Source organism: Pseudomonas rhizosphaerae, from assembly GCF_000761155.1.
In the GTDB taxonomy this organism is placed as follows: Bacteria; Pseudomonadota; Gammaproteobacteria; order Pseudomonadales; family Pseudomonadaceae; genus Aquipseudomonas; species Aquipseudomonas rhizosphaerae.
This window is the reverse complement of sequence record NZ_CP009533.1, coordinates 713,290-731,346: the sequence shown is the minus strand read 5'-3', so window position 1 is coordinate 731,346 and position 18,057 is coordinate 713,290. Positions and strand designations below refer to the sequence as shown.

The 18,057-nt window shown below is 60.6% G+C and carries 17 protein-coding genes; 6 read left to right on the top strand and 11 right to left on the bottom strand.

The annotated features are described in order from the left end of the window. Positions 1-936: a ubiquinol oxidase subunit II gene (cyoA, locus tag LT40_RS03315; RefSeq protein ID WP_043186470.1), complete on the bottom strand. Its 936-nt coding sequence runs from the start codon at positions 934-936 to the stop codon at positions 1-3. 573 nt (positions 937-1,509) lie between these two features. Beyond that, entirely contained in the window at positions 1,510-2,019 is a 510-nt protein-coding gene (locus LT40_RS03310; RefSeq protein ID WP_043186469.1) for a disulfide bond formation protein B, read from the bottom strand. 285 nt (positions 2,020-2,304) lie between these two features. On the opposite strand from LT40_RS03310, the gene LT40_RS03305 reads away from it, so the two are divergent. Beyond that, positions 2,305-3,204, top strand: a complete 900-nt coding sequence (locus LT40_RS03305) for a chemotaxis protein (RefSeq protein ID WP_043186467.1) — start codon at positions 2,305-2,307, stop codon at positions 3,202-3,204. Between the two features lie 57 nt (positions 3,205-3,261). Then, positions 3,262-3,573 (top strand): hypothetical protein, encoded by a 312-nt coding sequence (locus LT40_RS03300; protein ID WP_043186466.1) that lies wholly within the window; start codon positions 3,262-3,264, stop codon positions 3,571-3,573. A 2-nt stretch (positions 3,574-3,575) separates the two neighbouring features. Here the strand turns inward: LT40_RS03300 and LT40_RS03295 are convergent, their stop codons facing one another. Beyond that, on the bottom strand, positions 3,576-3,866 hold the full coding sequence (locus LT40_RS03295; protein ID WP_148308507.1) for a hypothetical protein: 291 nt from the start codon (positions 3,864-3,866) through the stop codon (positions 3,576-3,578). Positions 3,867-4,140: 274 nt separating this feature from the next. Between LT40_RS03295 and LT40_RS03290 the strand changes: the two genes are divergently transcribed. After that, positions 4,141-5,289, top strand: coding sequence for an efflux RND transporter periplasmic adaptor subunit (locus LT40_RS03290; protein WP_043186453.1), 1,149 nt, complete (start codon positions 4,141-4,143; stop codon positions 5,287-5,289). After that, a complete protein-coding gene (locus tag LT40_RS03285; protein ID WP_043186451.1) occupies positions 5,286-8,381 on the top strand; it encodes a multidrug efflux RND transporter permease subunit in 3,096 nt (1,031 codons plus the stop codon). The genes LT40_RS03290 and LT40_RS03285 overlap by 4 nt, the downstream gene beginning before the upstream one ends. A gap of 57 nt (positions 8,382-8,438) precedes the next feature. Here the strand turns inward: LT40_RS03285 and LT40_RS03280 are convergent, their stop codons facing one another. Beyond that, positions 8,439-8,897, bottom strand: a complete 459-nt coding sequence (locus LT40_RS03280) for a ferritin-like domain-containing protein (protein WP_043186448.1) — start codon at positions 8,895-8,897, stop codon at positions 8,439-8,441. A gap of 230 nt (positions 8,898-9,127) precedes the next feature. Here LT40_RS03280 and LT40_RS03275 point away from each other — a divergent pair, with 230 nt between their 5' ends. Further along, the gene (locus LT40_RS03275; protein WP_043186446.1) at positions 9,128-9,370 is read left to right on the top strand and encodes a DUF3820 family protein; all 243 of its coding nucleotides are present in this window, start codon (positions 9,128-9,130) and stop codon (positions 9,368-9,370) included. Between the two features lie 86 nt (positions 9,371-9,456). Here LT40_RS03275 and LT40_RS03270 read toward each other — a convergent pair whose 3' ends face one another. The 3 genes from LT40_RS03270 to zwf are packed head-to-tail and all read right to left on the bottom strand — an operon-like array spanning position 9,457 to position 12,309. Beyond that, positions 9,457-10,143, bottom strand: coding sequence for a bifunctional 4-hydroxy-2-oxoglutarate aldolase/2-dehydro-3-deoxy-phosphogluconate aldolase (locus LT40_RS03270; RefSeq protein ID WP_192090080.1), 687 nt, complete (start codon positions 10,141-10,143; stop codon positions 9,457-9,459). Next, on the bottom strand, positions 10,140-10,853 hold the full coding sequence (pgl, locus tag LT40_RS03265; protein WP_043186441.1) for a 6-phosphogluconolactonase: 714 nt from the start codon (positions 10,851-10,853) through the stop codon (positions 10,140-10,142). Before pgl ends, LT40_RS03270 begins: the two co-directional genes overlap by 4 nt. After that, positions 10,840-12,309 carry a glucose-6-phosphate dehydrogenase gene (gene zwf, locus LT40_RS03260; RefSeq protein WP_043186438.1) on the bottom strand — a complete coding sequence of 490 codons (1,470 nt, stop codon included), beginning with the start codon at positions 12,307-12,309 and terminating at the stop codon, positions 10,840-10,842. Before zwf ends, pgl begins: the two co-directional genes overlap by 14 nt. A gap of 213 nt (positions 12,310-12,522) precedes the next feature. Between zwf and hexR the strand changes: the two genes are divergently transcribed. After that, positions 12,523-13,383, top strand: a complete 861-nt coding sequence (hexR, locus tag LT40_RS03255; protein ID WP_177327977.1) for a DNA-binding transcriptional regulator HexR — start codon at positions 12,523-12,525, stop codon at positions 13,381-13,383. 267 nt (positions 13,384-13,650) lie between these two features. Here the strand turns inward: hexR and LT40_RS03250 are convergent, their stop codons facing one another. From LT40_RS03250 to LT40_RS03235, 4 genes are all read right to left on the bottom strand, one after another. Further along, positions 13,651-14,955, bottom strand: coding sequence for a carbohydrate porin (locus LT40_RS03250; RefSeq protein ID WP_237749309.1), 1,305 nt, complete (start codon positions 14,953-14,955; stop codon positions 13,651-13,653). A 129-nt stretch (positions 14,956-15,084) separates the two neighbouring features. Further along, positions 15,085-16,245 carry an ABC transporter ATP-binding protein gene (locus LT40_RS03245; RefSeq protein WP_043186428.1) on the bottom strand — a complete coding sequence of 387 codons (1,161 nt, stop codon included), beginning with the start codon at positions 16,243-16,245 and terminating at the stop codon, positions 15,085-15,087. A gap of 2 nt (positions 16,246-16,247) precedes the next feature. Then, entirely contained in the window at positions 16,248-17,093 is an 846-nt protein-coding gene (locus LT40_RS03240; protein ID WP_043186425.1) for a carbohydrate ABC transporter permease, read from the bottom strand. Further along, entirely contained in the window at positions 17,086-17,994 is a 909-nt protein-coding gene (locus LT40_RS03235; RefSeq protein ID WP_043186423.1) for a carbohydrate ABC transporter permease, read from the bottom strand. Before LT40_RS03235 ends, LT40_RS03240 begins: the two co-directional genes overlap by 8 nt. Positions 17,995-18,057: the final 63 nt, after the last annotated feature.

Here is an 18,057-nt window from a genome sequence, read left to right as displayed (position 1 = left end):
TTACTCCTCTGCCCCAGCAGCTGAATTCTTGCCCATGTCCATCCCTTCGTTCGAGGCTTGCTTCCCCTCGTGGCTGACGCCTTTGCCTGGATTCATACCTTCATATTTGTCGATGATGGTCTGGAACAGGTTTGGAACGTACGAGGAATACAGCTCGACCGGGTTTTTCTCGCTAGGTTTGGCCAGCGCTTCGTAGGTAGCTGCATCGAGCTGCTTAGGAGCGCTCTTCACTTCACTGACCCACGCATCGAAATCGGCCTGGGACGTAGCGACTGCCTTGAACTTCATGCCGGTGAAGCCTGCACCGCTGTAGTTCGCGGAGATACCGTCGAACTCGCCGTTTTCATTGGCGATCAGGTGAAGCTGTGTCTGCATGCCGGCCATCGCGTAGATCTGGCCGCCCAGCTGCGGAATGAAGAACGAGTTCATGACCGAGTCGGAAGTGATGCGGAAATTGACGGGTACGTTGGCCGGGAAGACGATCTTGTTGACCGTGGCAATGCCCTGCTCCGGATAGATGAACAACCACTTCCAGTCCAGCGCCACGACCTGGATGGTGACCGGCTTGTGCTCCGAATCCAGTGGGCGGTAAGGGTCCAGGTGGTGAGTCGACACGTAGGTCACATAACCCAGCGCGATGATGATCAGCAGCGGGATGCCCCACACCACCAGTTCGATCTTGGTGGAATGCGCCCATTCAGGCGTGTAGACCGCTTCCTTGTTGGAGGCACGGTACTTCCAGGCGAACACCAGCGCCATGACGATGACCGGGATCACCACCAGCAACATCAACCCTGTGGCGATGTAGATCAGGTTGCGTTCATCGATGCCCACCTGCCCTTTCGAGTCGATCAGGGTCCACTTGCACCCGCCGAGAAAAAGCATGCCTAAAAAGGGCAGTATGCCAAACAGTCTGGGGTAACGCTTTTTACTCATCTCACGACCTCTAGAGCAGCTTGCTTCAATGCAATTGTGTTTTGGTAGCCAACACTTCGACCTGCCAAGCGCCAGCATTTATATCGGGATTGAATACGGACATGCCAGGCTCGCAGTTGCTGCGGGGTGACAAGACCGGTCTGGAGCGGTGCAACTGTCATGACGCGCGCAGCCCGAGGGGCTACAGACTCTCTCCCTTGAGTGCACGGACCACCCAAGGGTTCAGCCAGGCAGCACCAATGGTCCGAAAAGTGCCTGCCAATGGTGCACATGCCCCGCTGACCTGCCCTTTTTGAGGCACTGACCTACTGAAATTTCCGCGATTGTAGTGAGCCTATTACCCATTGACTACGACTAATCCAGCAACAGGTATTTCCAAATTATGCAACAATCCGACGCACTTTCAAAGCCTTGCGACACGATGTCGCACCCCTGTAAACCTTCGTCGAGCCCCGTATTTTCAAGGCTCTCGCGCAATCAACGGCGACACGCCGTCGCAGTTTCGCCATTACACGCCAAACAGTGAATCGGATTCCGGCACGAATAATGACGAGGCCGACGCACTGCGCGCACTCAAGGGCGGTTCCGATTGCGATAGATGCCCATAGGCACAAGAATAGCCGTCATCACGAAAGCTACCAGCGCCCATTGCGCCAGCGACAGGCCGAGCACCGGTGGGTAGGGGGTGGAGCAGAACCCTTGAACCTGAAACACACTGGGCATCAGGTCGGCCAGGGGCAGGCCGTCGACGATGGGTTGCAAGGTGTCGAGGCCGCAGCTGACCGATGGATTGGCCAACACCCAGGCGTGGCGGCCGGCCGCGGCAATACCCCCCACGGCGCTGAGCACTACCAGCCCTTCGCACACGGTCACGCCGGTACGGCCGCGCATGGCCGCGCCGATGAACGCGAACAGGGCAATGAACAGCAGGGCGTAGCGTTGCAGGATACACAGGGGGCAAGGCGCCTCGCCCAGTACGATCTGCATGTACAGTGCGCCGCCGATCAAGGCCAGGCAGATCACCCCCAGCAGTACCAGAAAACGACGCTCGCGGTTCAGGCGCAGGTTGATGACTTCATTCATTGCAGCTTTCCCTTCACAGGTCAAAACAGGCAGGTTTTCGATGGGCGCCAGTCTACACGCTGGGTTGCGTGGGCGACTGTAGGAAAAATCTGGAAATACGCTGTAACCAGAAATTTCTGCCAACCCGAGCACAGTAATGCTCCGGCGATTAAACCGGCGTTAAGCCGGTCGGTGCGCCCTGGGTATCAATCTCGTTAAAGCCTGCGCACCTCGAGTCGATACATAGGCAACGCACTCGTCGGGCTGGCTGTTCGGTCCTGCATCGGTTTTATCAAGAAGGTTCACATGGCATCCCAGAACGCCCGCGCAGATTCCCTTTCGCTGTTGCTGTTCACCTTGCGCAGCGGCAAGTTGATGGCCATCAACCTGCTCAAGGTCAGCGAGATCATCCCCTGCCCTGCCCTGACCCGACTCCCCGAAGCGCATCCTCACGTCAAAGGTGTGGCGACCCTGCGTGGCCAGGCATTGTCCGTCATCGACCTGAGCCGGGCCATCGGCGAGCAGCCTTTGCTCGATCCTTCCGGCGGCTGCCTGATCGTCACCGACGTCAGTCGCTCCAAGCAAGGCCTGCACGTGCAGGCGGTGAGCCGGATCGTTCATTGCCTGAGCACGGACATTCGCCCTCCGCCCTACGGCTCGGGCACGCAATCGTTCATCACCGGGGTGACCCAGGTGGACGGTGCCCTGGTGCAGGTGCTGGATATCGAGAAAGTCATCCACGGCATCGCACCGGCCCGCTTGCAGGGCGAAGCCCAGCGATTGAGCGAGGCCGATGCCCGCTGCCTGGCGAACGCCAACATCCTGGTCGTCGACGACAGCCACGTGGCGCTGCAGCAGTCGCTCATCACGCTGCGCACATTGGGCATCGAATGCCGGACCGCACGCAGCGCCCGCGAAGCGATCGATTGCCTGCTGGAGCTACAGGGCACCGATGCGCAGATCAACGTGCTGGTATCGGATATCGAGATGTCGGAAATGGACGGTTATGCGCTGACCCGCACGTTGCGTGAAACACCGGACTTCAAGGACCTCTACGTCTTGCTGCACACCTCGCTGGACAGCACGATGAACAGCGAGAAAGCGCGTCTGGCGGGGGCGAATGCGGTGTTGACCAAGTTTTCATCACCGGAACTGACCGGTTGCCTGATCACCGCCGCGCGGTTCGTTGCCCAGCAGGCACGCTGAACCTGGTGTCATGCGGGCATAATGGTCGCTCGTTCACCTAGCTGAGGAACCACGACCATGAAAATCTACCTGACCCTGCTGCTCGCGCTAGGCGGCGCTACCCATGCACTGGCCTCCACCGATCAGGCCTGGGCCGAACACGACAAACGTGTCGCGAGCAGTTGCTTGAAAGCCACGACGTTGAAACAGGCCCGAGTGGCCAGCACGCCTGCCGAATTCGACGACCGCGTGGGTTACACCGCGGTGCTTATCCAGGGCCGCTACCCGCAGGCGCACATGAAGAACCAGCCCGGCGCTGAACTGTGCCTGTACCACAAGCAAAGCCGCAAAGCCTTCGTTACCCAATGGGATTCGGTACAGGGCAAATAGCTCTACAGCAGAATGAATGCGTAGAGAATGCTGACCAAGGGCATGCTGCCGGCTTTTTCGTCAAGCGCTTCCAAGGCTGCAAACTTGAGCATGAAGGAAAGCACCACCAGCACCCTTACCCACGGCAAGCGTGTCGATAACAGCACCAGCGTGCCCAGGGCGAGGGACAGCTGGAATGCGCAGCACTTGATCGCCGCCGGTAGCGTGCTGATGTACAGCAGCGTCAGCATCACGGGAATCAGACTCGCCAGCAGCAATCCTTTGCCATACTTCACACAGTCCATAACGATCACTGGCCTTCCTTCATTTATCGACTTGTTGTAGGGAAGAAAGTCTCTGGTGATCAACTGGCCAGCGCCATAAGTCCATTCAGCGCTAGCTGTAGGAAAAACCTGATCGACGCCTACGGTGTACTTCCGTTGAGGCTGAACGAATTTTCTCTGGGCCAGCTGGGAAATGACCTTGGCACAGGTGGCCCTCGGCCACCCAACCCGCTGCTTGGACTTGGCAAGGCGATGCGACTAGGGCCAAACTGCCAGCTCTTCTCCCTCCCGGTGTCCGATCCGCATGCGCATAGCCATCCGCCCCCTGTTCGTGGCAGGCCTGCTGCTTGTCGTTGTGGTCGCCGCTGCGTGGCTGTTCAAGCGCACCTCGGTCAGCACCACGACAACGGTTGCGTCCATCCCGGTGCGGGTGGTCAACGTGACGCAGGCCGACGTGCCGCGCTATCTCACCGGGATCGGCTCGGTGCTTTCATTGCACAGCGTGACGGTGCGCGCGCAGGTCGACGGGATTCTGTCCCAGGTGGTAGTGAAGGAAGGCCAATGGGTGAACAAGGGGGACGCGCTGGCCAGCATCGACGATCGCGCCATCCGCGCCAGTCTTGCTCAAGCTAAGGCGCAAGCCAGTCAGAGCCAGGCACAGTTGCAGGTGGCGGGGATCAACCTGCGCCGCTACAAGGATCTGAGCCGTGACAATGGCATTTCCCGGCAGGTGCTCGATGAACAGCAAGCCCTGTTCGATCAGCTCACCGCGACGCTGCAAGGCAATCAGGCTGCCATCGCTGCAGCCCAGGTGCAGTTGTCCTATACCCAGATTCATTCGCCGGTGACCGGTCGGGTCGGGATTCGCCGCGTGGATCCCGGTAACTTCCTGCGTGTCAGCGATGCCGAGGGCTTGTTCACGGTCACTCAGATCGACCCCATCGCCGTCGAGTTCTCGCTGCCGCAGCAGGAACTGGCCACCCTGCAGACTCTGCTGGACAAGCCGCAGCCAGCGGTGGTGCGTGCCTACATCGATGGCGATACCGAAACCGGCAAGCTGGTGGGCGAAGGTCGCCTGACCCTGCTCGACAATCAGATCGCGGCAAGTACCGGCACCATTCGCGCCAAGGCCGAGTTTCACAACGGCAAACACACCTTGTGGCCAGGCCAGTTGGTCAGTGTCGGGCTGCAGGTGGGCATCGAACGCAATGCCCTGGTGGTACCGCTGACAGTGGTGCAGCGTGGTCTCGAGGGCTATTACGTGTACCGCGTCACCGAGCAGAAGGCCGAGCAGGTCCCGGTACAGGTGCGCTACCAGACTTCGACGCAAAGTTTGATAGAGGGCGTGGCGGCGGGTGACGTGCTGATCAGTGACGGGCAGTCACGGCTCAGGCCTGGCGCCCGTGTGCAGGTGCTCGAGCCGAAGGTGGACAACGCAGCGCCCTCGCCATGACCGGCGGGCGCTCGCTTTGCGCCTGGTGCATCGACCATCCGGTGGCCACTGTGCTGTTGACCCTGGCCCTGGTGTTGCTCGGTGGCCTGGCCTTCACGCGTCTGGCGATTGCGCCACTGCCCGAAGCAGATTTCCCGACCATCCAGGTGAACGCGCAACTGCCCGGCGCCAGTCCGCAGACCATGGCGTCTTCGGTGGCCACGCCTCTGGAAGTGCAGTTCAGTGCCATTCCTGGCATGACCCAGATGACGTCGAGCAGCGCGCTGGGGTCGACCAACCTGATTCTGCAATTCAGCCTGAGCAAAAGCATCGATACCGCCGCGCAAGAGGTCCAGGCAGCGATCAACACGGCGGCCGGGCGCTTGCCGCAGGACATGCCCAACCTGCCGACCTGGCGCAAGGTCAATCCCGGGGACAGTCCGGTGTTGATCCTCAGCGTGAGCTCGGCGCAGATGCCCACCCACGCATTGAGTGACTACACCGAAACCCTGTTGGCCAGGCAACTGAGCCAGATCGAGGGCGTAGGCCAAATCTATATCACCGGCCAACAGCGCCCGGCGATCCGGGTACAGGCCGCGCCGGAGCGCCTCGCCGCACTGCAACTGACCCTCGCCGACCTGCGTGGCGCCATCCAGCAGACCAGCCTGAACCTGGCCAAGGGGGCTCTGTACGGCGACACCAGCGTATCGACCCTGGCCACCAACGATCAGCTGTTCGAGGCCCACGAGTATGCACAGTTGGTAGTGGCCTACCGTGACGGCGCGCCGGTACAGCTCAAGGACGTCGCTACCGTGATCAAAGGCGCCGAGAATGCCTACGTGCAATCCTGGTCCGGTGATCAACCAGGGTTGAACCTCACGATCTTCCGCCAGCCGGGTGCGAACATCGTCGACACGGTCGACCGTATTCTCAGCGCCATGCCGCGCTTGCAGGAGGCACTGCCCGCCTCCGTGGATGTCACCGTACTCAACGACCGCACCCAGACCATCCGGGCCTCGTTGCACGAGGTCGAACTGACGCTGTTGATCGCCGTGCTGTTGGTCGTGGCCGTCATGGCGCTGTTCCTGCGCCAGCTGTCGGCCACGTTGATTGTGTCCAGCGTGCTGGGCGTGTCGCTGATCGCCACGTTCGCCGCCATGTACCTGATGGGTTTCAGCCTGAACAATCTGACGCTGGTGGCCATCGTGATCAGTGTCGGATTCGTGGTCGACGACGCGATCGTGGTGGTGGAGAACATCCATCGCCACCTGGAAGCAGGCGATGGCATGCGTGAAGCGGCAATCAAGGGTGCCAGTGAAATCAGCTTCACGGTGGTCTCGATCAGCTTTTCGTTGATCGCTGCGTTCATTCCGCTGCTGTTCATGGGTGGCGTGGTCGGGCGGCTGTTCAAGGAATTCGCGCTCACGGCCACCGCGACCATCCTGATCTCGGTGGTGGTTTCCCTGACCCTGGCACCGACCTTGTGCGCGCTGTTCATGCGCCGCCCCGCGCACATGGCGCGGGCCGGTTTCGGTGAGCGCCTGCTGGCCTGGTACGAGAAGGGCCTGGTCCGCGCACTGGCGCATCAGCGTATCACCCTCACCGTCTTTGCCCTTACCGTGGGCCTTTCGATTGCCGGCTACGTACTCATTCCCAAAGGCTTTTTCCCGGTGCAGGACACCGGCTTCGTGCTCGGCACGACCGAGGCCGCTGCAGACATCTCCTATAAGGACATGCAGGAAAAACACCTGGCCCTGGCCCGTATCGTCGAGGCAGATCCGGCAGTCCGGGCCTATTCCCACGCCGTGGGCGTGACGGGCAGCAACCAGACCATTGCCACGGGGCGGTTCTGGATCGGCCTCAAGACACAAGGCGAGCGCGACGTGTCGGCCAGCGAATTCATCGACCGTTTGCGGCCGCAACTGGCACAGGTCCCGGGTGTGGTGCTGTACCTGCGCGCAGGCCAGGACATCAACCTGAGTGCCGGCCCCAGCCGAAGCCAGTACCAGTACGTGCTCAAGAGCAACGACGGGCCGACCCTGAACCTGTGGACCCAGCGCCTGACCGAACGGCTGCGGGCCAACCCGGCCTTTCGCGACCTGTCCAACGATTTGCAGTTGGGCGGCAGCGTGACTCACATCAGCATCGATCGCGTGGCCGCAGCGCGTTTCGGCCTGACCACCAGCGACATCGACCAGGCGTTGTACGATGCGTTCGGTCAGCGCCAGATCAACGAGTTCCAGACCGAGACCAACCAATACAAGGTCATTCTGGAACTCAAGGCCGACCAGCGCGGCAAGGCGCAGAGCCTGCAGTACTTCTATCTGCGCTCGCCGTTGAGCAATGAAATGGTACCGTTGTCGGCCGTCGCCCGAGTCGAGGCACCCACTCAGGGACCCTTGTCCATCAGCCACGATGGTCTGTTCCCGGCTGCCAATCTGTCGTTCAACCTGGCGCCCGGCGTGTCCTTGGGCGAGGCGGTCGCTCTACTCGAACGCACCGAAGCGGAGGTGGGCCTGCCCGCCGCCATCACCGGCAGCTTCCAGGGGGCTGCCCAGGCCTTTCAAAGCTCGCTGGCCAGCCAGCCATGGTTGATTCTGGCCGCGCTAGTGGCGGTCTATATCATTCTGGGCGTGCTGTACGAAAGCTTCGTCCACCCGCTGACGATCATCTCGACCCTGCCATCGGCCGGACTTGGCGCCTTGCTGTTGTTATGGCTGTGGGGACAGGATTTTTCGATCATGGGTCTGATCGGCTTGGTGCTGCTGATCGGTATCGTCAAGAAGAACGGCATTCTGATGATCGACTTTGCCTTGCACGCACAACGCAGCGAAGGGCTGCCTGCGCGTGAAGCGATTCACAAAGCGTGTCTGACGCGCTTCCGCCCGATCATCATGACCACACTGGCCGCGCTGCTGGGTGCGTTGCCGCTGATGTTCGGCTATGGCGCGGGTGCCGAATTGCGCCAGCCGCTGGGTATCGCGGTGGTGGGAGGACTGTTGATCAGCCAGGTACTGACGCTGTTCACCACCCCGGTGATCTACCTGCAGCTGGAGCGGTTGTTCCATCGGACCGATGGTTCGCGCACGCCTGCATTGCCTGCCAGCCATTGATCGCCAGCCATAAAAAAACGCCCGATACGCGGGCGTTTCCTCTACGTCCAAATCGACTCAGCTGTGTGCGCGAGCGATGTTGCGCAGGGCCTTGATCTCGTCGTGATTGCGTTGTACTCCGTGCAGCTGACGCTCGATGATCGCATAGACATTGGCGGGCAATGGTTCAGCCAACGCTTCCTTGTACGCCGTCAGTGCCACATCTTCGCCGCGCTCGGCTTCGTTGAGTACGGCTTCTTCGTCCTTGCCGGTGAAAATCGATTTCACGTCGACCCAACGGCGATGCAGGTCGCCGCTCAAGCTTGTGGAATCCTCTGGCGTACCGCCCAGGGCAATCACTTCGGCTTGCAGCTCACCAGCGGCTTCGGCGCACTCTTGAGAGTGTTTGGCGAACAACGCCTTGAGCTCGGGATTCTTGATGTCTTCGGCGCAGGTCTTGAAGCCTTCTTGACCGTCTTTGCAGGTCTCGATCAAGTTATTGAGAATCGAAATCACGCTTTGGGTGGGACCATTCATCTGTATTCAATTCCTGTGAAGAACGGAAGCTGGGTTGGGGATGAAGGGTGATGAGCAGCCTTCGTGCCATATCCATTAATTTAAATAAACCAACATAATCAACAACTTGAATTTAACTAAAGCTCACCGGTACCGTCTTTATGCATGATCGCGGATTTTGCCGTCGTGCAGAATGCATGTAACCTTCAAGCATCTACTGGTGAAAACAACATTGCTGTGAAGGCCCGGTCATGAATCCTGAAAAGCTCGAATCGCTGGTCACCTTGGCGATGCCCTTCGGCAAGTACAAGGGTCGGGCGATTGCCGACCTGCCCGGGCACTACCTGAACTGGTTCGCACGCGAAGGTTTTCCCAAGGGCGAGTTAGGGGGCCTGCTTGCTCTGATGCAGGAGATCGACCACAACGGCCTGTCCGACCTGCTCGATCCGTTGCGGGTCAAACATGGCAAACCGCGGATTGCCGATGGGCGTTGACCTGGGTCAGGGCTTTATTCCAGGCAAAAAAAAGTGCGCCGACCAAGCGCACTGAAGACAACCGTGAAGCGCCTAACGAAGTCGAATCAGTCGAGCAGAGCCAGCGCCTGGGCGCTGCACTCCTGAATGCGTGCCCAGTCGCGGTTTTCGATCCATTTGCTGTCCAGCATCCAGGAGCCGCCGACGCACATCACGTTGGACTGCGCCATGTAGCTGTTGATGTTGCCTGGCCCGACGCCGCCAGTTGGACAGAAGCGTACCTCCGGGAAAGGTCCGCCCAGCGCCTTGATGGCAGCAACACCACCGCTTACCTCGGCGGGGAACAGCTTGAAACGGCGATACCCCAGCGCGTAGCCCATCATCAATTCGGACGGGCTGCTGATACCCGGCAGCAAGGGCAACGAGCTTTCTACACCAGCCTCGAGCATGTCCTGGGTCACGCCGGGGGTGACAGTGAACTGGGAACCTGCCTGCTCGGTCGCAGCCAGCATTTCTCGAGTCAGTACGGTGCCGGCGCCCACCAGCAATTCAGGCCGCTGCTCGCGCAGCACCTGGATCGCACGGAGCCCAAGGGCCGAGCGCAGGGTCACTTCCAGCACGGTCAGGCCACCCGCCGCCAAGGCATCGGCCAAGGGCAGGATGTCTTCTTCACGGGCAATGGTGATGACGGGCAGGATCCGCGCACGCGCCGCCAGGGCGTCGATCTGGGCAACCTTGTCGACCATGCGTTGCTGTTGTTCGGTGGTGATCATAGCGGCGGTTCCTTGATTCATTGACACCAGTAGATATCCAGCTCGGTGTGCAGGAAGGCACGGATCGGCATCTGTGCGACATCGTCGCCGGCCAATGCGGTGCGCAGTGTGGTCAACTTGCTCTGGCCCTGTACCGACAGCACCTTGAAGCGTGCCGAGGCCAGCAGCGCACGGCTCATGCTCAGGCGCTGATGGGGCACACTGGGTGCCAACATGGGCCAGCAGCGGCGCTCGCTGTTCAGCGCCAGGGCCTGCTCGAGGTTGGGGCTGTCGGGAAACAGCGACGCGGTGTGACCGTCGTCGCCCATGCCCAGTACCAGCACATCGATCGGCGGCAATTGGCCGAGCAGGTCATCGGCCACCGCGGCGGCTTCCTCCTGGCTGGAGGTGGTCTGGTACAGGCTGACGAAGCGCGCCTGCTGCACCGCACCCACCAGAAGGTAGCGTTTGAGCAGACCGGCATTGCTGTCGGCGTGCTCGATGGGCACCCAACGCTCGTCGGCCAGGGAGATCACCACGCGCGACCAATCCAGGCTCTGACGTGCCAGGCATTGGAAGAACGCCACAGGACTGCGGCCGCCGGAAACCACCAGGGTCGCCACGTTCTGGCGCTCGATGGCTTCGCGCAATTGTTCGGCCACTTTGCCGGCCAAGGCTTCAGCCAACAGGGGAGCGCTCACGCAGTCGTGAACCTTCACCCCTTCGGGGAACTGTAAATCAGATATCGCCATACCAGGATCTCCCATCGCGTGTGATCAGGGCAATCGAGCTCATCGGCCCCCAGGAACCTGCCGCGTACGGCTTAGGGGCATCGCCGGATTTCTTCCATCCGGCGATCAGCTGGTCGCACCATGTCCACGCATATTCGATTTCATCTTTACGGACAAACAGGTTCTGATTGCCCTGCATGACCTCCAGCAGCAATCGCTCGTACGCATCTGGAATACGCGCACTGCGATAGGTGTCGGAGAAATTCAGTTGCAACGGTCCGCTGCGCAGCTGCATGCCCTTGTCCAGGCCTTGCTCCTTGGTCATCACGCGCAGCGAGATGCCTTCGTCCGGTTGCAGGCGGATGATCAGCTTGTTGCTGATCTGCAGGCGCTGCTCGGGGGCGAAAATGTAGTGCGGTGGTTCCTTGAAGTGGATGACGATCTGCGACAGCTTTTCAGGCATGCGCTTGCCGGTCCGCAGGTAGAACGGCACCCCGGCCCAACGCCAGTTGCGAATGTCGGCGCGCAGCGCGACGAACGTTTCGGTGTCGCTCTGGGTGTTGGAGTTTTCCTCCTCCAGATACCCCGGCACGGGGCGCCCCTCGCTGTAGCCTGCAATGTACTGGCCGCGTACCACTTGCTGGGTCAGGCCATCGGCGGTGAACGGCGCCAGTGCCTTGAGCACCTTGACCTTCTCGTCGCGGATGCTATCGGCGGACAGATCGGCCGGCGGGTCCATGGCGATCAGGCACAGCAGCTGCAACAAGTGGTTCTGGATCATGTCGCGCAACTGACCGGCCTGGTCGAAATACCCCCAACGCCCTTCGATACCGACCTTTTCCGCCACGGTGATTTCCACATGGGAAATGTAGTTCTGGTTCCACTGGGTTTCGAACAGGCTGTTGGCGAAGCGCAGGGCAATGAGGTTCTGCACCGTCTCCTTGCCCAGATAGTGGTCGATTCGGTACACCCGGTTCTCGGGGAAGTACTGCGCCACGGCGTCGTTGACCCGGCGCGAGGATTCCAGGTCATGGCCGATGGGCTTTTCCAGTACGGCGCGGGTGCGCTCGGTCAGGCCGACCTTGTGCAGGTTTTCGCAGATGGCGCCATACACGGCCGCCGGCGTGGCGAAATAGGCGATCAGTTGCTCGGCATCGCCTACTTTCTCGGCCAGGGCGACGTAGGTGTCGGCATCCAGAAAGTCCACGTGTACGTAGCTCAGCCGCGCCAGGAAACGCTGCACCGCCTCAGGTTCGAGCTGTGCATCGGACACGAATTTGCGCAGCCCGGCCTCGATGACCCCCAGGTGGTGGGCCTCGTCACCGGGTTCGCGGGCCAGGGCGAGAATACGCGTATCGGCGTGCAGCAACTTCGCGCGATCGAGTTGATATAGAGCCGGAAACAGCTTGCGCAATGCCAGGTCGCCCAGGGCGCCAAAGAGGGCAAAGGTGCATGATCCTGCGGTCATTGAGGGCATGATGTTTGTTCTTCTATCAAGTTGACGTAGAAATACCCTTTTTCAGGGCACGATTCAAGGCAGAATGTAGTAATAACCACAACATTTGCCCATTCAGGCAGATACGGGTGGTGGCGCACTGCGCCCACCAGTAGGATAAGCCACCCGTGAAGACAGCTTGGCCAGACGTGCTCGCTGGCGCTGCAGTAGACCCAAGGACATACCATGGACCGTGTGCGAAATCTTCTGGAACAGATCCAGAGCCGCCTCGATGAGCTGAACAAGGCCGAACGCAAGGTGGCCGAGATCATTCTGCTCAATCCGCAGCAGGCGACCCGCTTCAGTATTGCCGCCCTTGCGCAGGCCGCCAAGGTCAGCGAGCCGACAGTGAACCGCTTTTGCCGCTCCTTCGGCGTGAGCGGCTACCCCGAGCTCAAGCTGCAGCTGGCACAGAGCCTGGCCAGCGGCGCGGCGTATGTCAGTCGCGCGGTGGAAGCCGACGACGATCCTGCGGCGTACACCCAGAAGATTTTCGGCAGTGCCATTGCCTCGCTGGACAGCGCCTGTCAGCAACTCGATCCGGCCCTGGTCAGCCGCGCGGTGGACATGCTGATCCAGGCGCGGCAAATCCATTTCTTCGGGCTCGGCGCGTCGGCGCCAGTGGCGCTTGATGCCCAGCACAAGTTCTTTCGCTTCAACCTGGCGGTGTCGGCCCATGCCGATGTCCTCATGCAGCGGATGTTGGCCTCGGTTGCCCACACCGGTGAGCTGTTCGTGATCATTTCCTACACCGGGCGCACCCGCGAACTGGTGGAGGTGGCTCGCCTGGCGCGGGAGAACGGCGCCTCGGTACTGGGCCTGACCGCAGCAGGCTCACCCTTGGCGAAGGCCAGCAGCGTCAGTCTGAACATACCCTTGCCCGAAGACACGGATATTTACATGCCGATGACCTCGCGCATCGTGCAACTGACCGTGCTCGACGTGCTGGCCACGGGCATGACGCTGCGGCGCGGCGTGGATTTCCAGCCGCACCTGCGCAAGATCAAGGAAAGCCTGAACGTCAGCCGCTATCCGGCGGGGGATGGGCTGGACTGAATACGGATCTGTAGGAGCGGCCAGTGGCCGCGAAAATTGCGCTGCGGTGAATCAGACGTACCGTGGTGCAGCTTTCGCGGCCGATGACCGCTCCTACAAGGCAATTGTGATTCTGAGTGGGAGCGGTCAGTGGCCGCGAAAAACCCGCTGCGGTGTATCAGACGTACCGTGGTGCAGCTTTCGCGGCCGATGACCGCTCCTACAGTGAGCCCATCACCGGGTAAAAAAACGGGCGACCTGGGTCGCCCGTAAAGAGCACACCACAAATCAGAACTTGGACTGGATCTTCAGGCCGGCCACCAGTGCATCGTCCACCTGGTTAACTCCACCTGGATGCTTGATGTACTGCACGTTCGGCCGTACCGTCAGCCAGTTGGTCACGTGGAACCCGTAGTAGATCTCGGCGTTGTACTCGGTGTCCTGGATCGGCAGGTACGACGGGTTGTCGTAGTCGGCGACATTGTTCAGATCGTTGACCAGGCGACGGTTCTTGCGTACGTCGTCGTTGACGTGGATGCGGGCGATGCCCACGCCGATGTCATCCTTGGGACGCGCGTCGAAAGGGCCCATGTAGGTCAGGCCGATCTGCTGGTAGTTGTCGACGAAGTTGGTGTCCTTGTCATGCACGGTGGCGTTGGCGAAGATGCTCAGGCCACGCGCAGCGCTGCCGTTGTGGCTGGTCAGCTGCTGCTGGGCCACGACCCAGGCACCGTGCTTGCTGCTGTGGGACTTGTAGCTGGCGCCAGAGATGGCAGCAGCCTGGCCGTTGTCGTCTTCGTAGACGTCGTCGGCCTTGGCCGTGCTGTAGTAGTAGCCAAGGCGGTACTCGCCCGGCAGGTCGTTGAGCTTGGGCGTCCACACCAGCTCGACGGGCAGGATCATGCCCTTGGTGCCACTGCCGCTGAGCTTGAAGCCATTGCCGGTTTCCAGGTACGAAGGGTTCTGCTCGAACACCCCCACCTGCGCATACACCTCAGGCGTGATGTTGTACTTGATGCGCAAGGCCCACTGGCTGACCGGCCAGTTGTACCAGATATTGCCGACCCAGTTGCCGACCTGCGAGCCGCAGAACGCCAGGTTCTGGAAGTCGCACGGGAAGCTGTTGAAGTCTTCGCCGGGGCCGAAGCGGCCGATCTTGACGTTGAGCTTGTCGTCGAAATAGCCCTGTTTGTACCACATCTGCGTCAGACGCCAGGTCTGGCCCCTGCCCCATACTTCCTGGGAGGAACTCAGGGTGCCAGCACGCGGGTCGCCAATTCGATCGTTGGAAATGTTGCGACCGCTACGCTCGGTGATGGCCAGCTTGAACTCGGCGTCCTTCCAGCCCAGGATTTTTTCCAGGTCCATCTTCACGCCCAAGGCGAACTGGTCGCTGTAGCGTGCGGTGGTGTCGTCGTTGTAGCCACCGTCCAGATTGCTGCCTACCTCCCCCACGTACTCCAGCGAAAAGTCGTAGCCCTTTTCCAGCAACTCGGTACGCGCCCCACCCCAATCGCCGGTCATCCATGGCGACTCTTCGGTGAAGGCGCCGGCGGCGTGCACGCTGCCGGCCAGACTCAAGGCGCCAAGCATCGACCATCGGCCGATCAGTCTGGGTGTGTTGATAAGTCTGCTGTTCATCCCTCTTCCTCTTTTATTGTTATCGACGTGTTGTACAGTCTTGCCAACGACAGGCGACAGGCCGCCCGCCGGTATCGCTATTCAGCGTCCTTTGAATTGGGTCACGTTGCCCAAGGGTGCAGCGTCTGCCATGGATCGCGTTGCGCCGAGGCGCTCGCCGCTGGCAGCATCGAAAAGCAGAACCTTGCTGGGGTCCAGCAACAGGTTCAAGGTCGCGCCTGGCGCTGGCGCGGCGTCCGGCGCCAAGCGGCAGCAGACCTTGGTCTGGTTCACCGTGACGAACACGAGCGTGTCTGGCCCGGTCGGCTCGGTGATCTGCACTTCGGCGCGCAAGGTCGGCAGGTCCGTGGCCTGCTCACTGGCCAGGGCGATCTGCTCGGGGCGGATTCCGAGGATGATCTCGCGATCCTCCAACCCCGCGTCGGCGATGCCCAACGGCAATTCGCAGCGCGCCTGGCCGCTGTCGAGCAGCGCTACCAGGCGGCCCTCCTGGCGGGTCAGGCGCAGCGGAATGAAGTTCATGGGCGGCGAACCGATGAAGCTGGCCACGAACAGGTTGGCCGGATCGTTGTAGATCTGTTGTGGCGTACCGAACTGCTGAATGATGCCGTCCTTCATGACTGCCACTTTGTCGCCCAGGGTCATGGCCTCGATCTGGTCATGGGTCACGTAGACCGTGGTGGTCTTCAGGCGCTGGTGCATCAGTTTCATTTCAGTGCGCATCTCGACGCGCAGTTTGGCGTCGAGGTTGGACAGCGGTTCGTCGAACAGATAAATCTTCGGCCGACGCGCCAGGGCACGGCCCATCGCCACACGCTGTTGCTGACCACCGGAGAGCTGACCCGGTTTGCGGTTGAGCAGGTGTTCGATCTGCAGCAGCTTGGCCACGCGCGCGACTTCTTCGTCGATCGCCGACTGCGGCATCTTGCGGATCTTCAGGCCGAATTCGATGTTCTCGCGCACGCTCATGGTCGGGTACAGCGCGTAGGACTGGAACACCATGGCGATGTCACGATCCTTCGGGCTCATGCCACTGACGTCCTGATCACCAATCATGATCGCGCCGCCGGTGATGCTTTCCAGACCGGCGATGCAGTTCATCAGAGTCGACTTGCCGCATCCCGACGGGCCGACGAGGATCAGGAATTCCCCGTCCTTGATCGACAGTTCGATGTTCTTCAGCGTGTCCGGCAGGCCGGGACCGTAGGTCTTGTTGACGTTGCGAAGTTCGAGCGTAGCCATGATTACCCCTTGACTGCGCCGGCTGTCAGCCCGCGCACGAAATACTTGCCTGCGACCACATAGACCAGCAGGGTCGGCAAACCGGCGATCATCGCCGCCGCCATGTCCACGTTGTATTCCTTGGCGCCGGTGCTGGTGTTGACCAGGTTGTTCAGCGCCACCGTGATCGGTTGCGAATCACCGCTGGAGAACACCACACCGAACAGGAAGTCGTTCCAGATCTGGGTGAATTGCCAGATCAGGCACACCATGATGATCGGCGTCGACATCGGCAGAATAATGCGGCGGAAAATCGTGAAGAAACCCGCGCCGTCCAGACGTGCGGCCTTTACCAGCGCGTCGGGAATGCTCACGTAGTAGTTACGGAAAAACAGCGTGGTGAACGCCAGACCGTAAACTACGTGGACAAGCACCAGGCCGGTGGTGGTGCTCGCCAGCCCGATCTTGCCGAGCGTGAACGAGGCCGGCAGCAGCACCGTCTGGAACGGCAGGAAGCAGCCGAACAACAGCAGACCGAAGAACAACTGCGAACCGCGGAAGCGCCACATCGACAGCACGTAGCCGTTCAGTGCCCCGATGGCGGTAGAGATGATCACGGCCGGTACGGTGATCTTGATCGAGTTCCAGAAATACCCGTCAACCGTGGCCCAGGCCTTGACCCAGCCGATGCCGCTGACCACGGTCGGCCAGCTCAGCAGGTTGCCGGTGTTGATGTCTTCCGGAGTCTTGAAGCTGGTCAGCAACATGACCACCAGCGGCACCAGATAAAGCAATACGGCGAGGATCAGCACTGCGTAGATCGCGATGCGACTCAGGCTGATGGCGGGTTTGGCTGCGAGATCAGTCATTGCGCTTGGTCCTCAGCTCGGAATACAGGTAAGGCACGATGATCGCGAGGATCGCACCGAGCATCAGAATCGCACTGGCCGAGCCCATGCCCATCTGGCCGCGACTGAAGGTGAAGGAATACATGAACATCGCCGGCAGGTCGGAGGAATAACCCGGACCACCGGCGGTCATCGCCGCAACCAGGTCGAAACTCTTGATCGCGATGTGCGCCAGAATCATCACCGCACTGAAGAACACCGGACGCAGACTTGGCAGCACCACTTTCCAGTAGATCGTCGGCATGCTTGCGCCATCGATCTGCGCAGCACGAATGATCGATTGATCGACACCACGCAGGCCAGCGAGGAACATCGCCATGATAAAGCCCGAGGCTTGCCACACCGCCGCGATCACGAGGCAGTACACAACGCGGTCGGGGTCGACCAGCCAATCGAGACGGAAGCCTTGCCAGCCCCAGTCACGCAGCAATTTGTCCAGGCCCATGCCCGGGTTGAGCAGCCATTTCCACGCGGTACCGGTGACGATCATCGAAAGTGCCATCGGGTACAGGTAAATGGTGCGGATAAAGCCTTCGCGACGGATGCGCTGGTCGAGAAACACTGCCAGCAACACACCGATCACCAGCGTGATGCCGATGAACATGCCGCCGAACACGGCGAGGTTCTTGCTCGCGACCCACCAGCGGTCGTTGTCGAACAACCGCGCATACTGCGCTAGGCCCGCCCACTTGTAAGTCGGCAGGAACGTCGACGTGGTGAACGACAGCACGAACGTCCACAGGATGTAGCCATAGAAGCCCACCAGTACGATGAACATGCTCGGCGCCAGCACCAGTTTTGGCAGCCAGCGTTGCAATGCATCGAACGGCGAGGCTTTGCTGAATGCAGCAACAGAGCTCATGGGGAAATCCATCGAAAAAGAAAAGGGCAGCTACAAGCCACAAGTTTCAAGCTGCAAGATAAG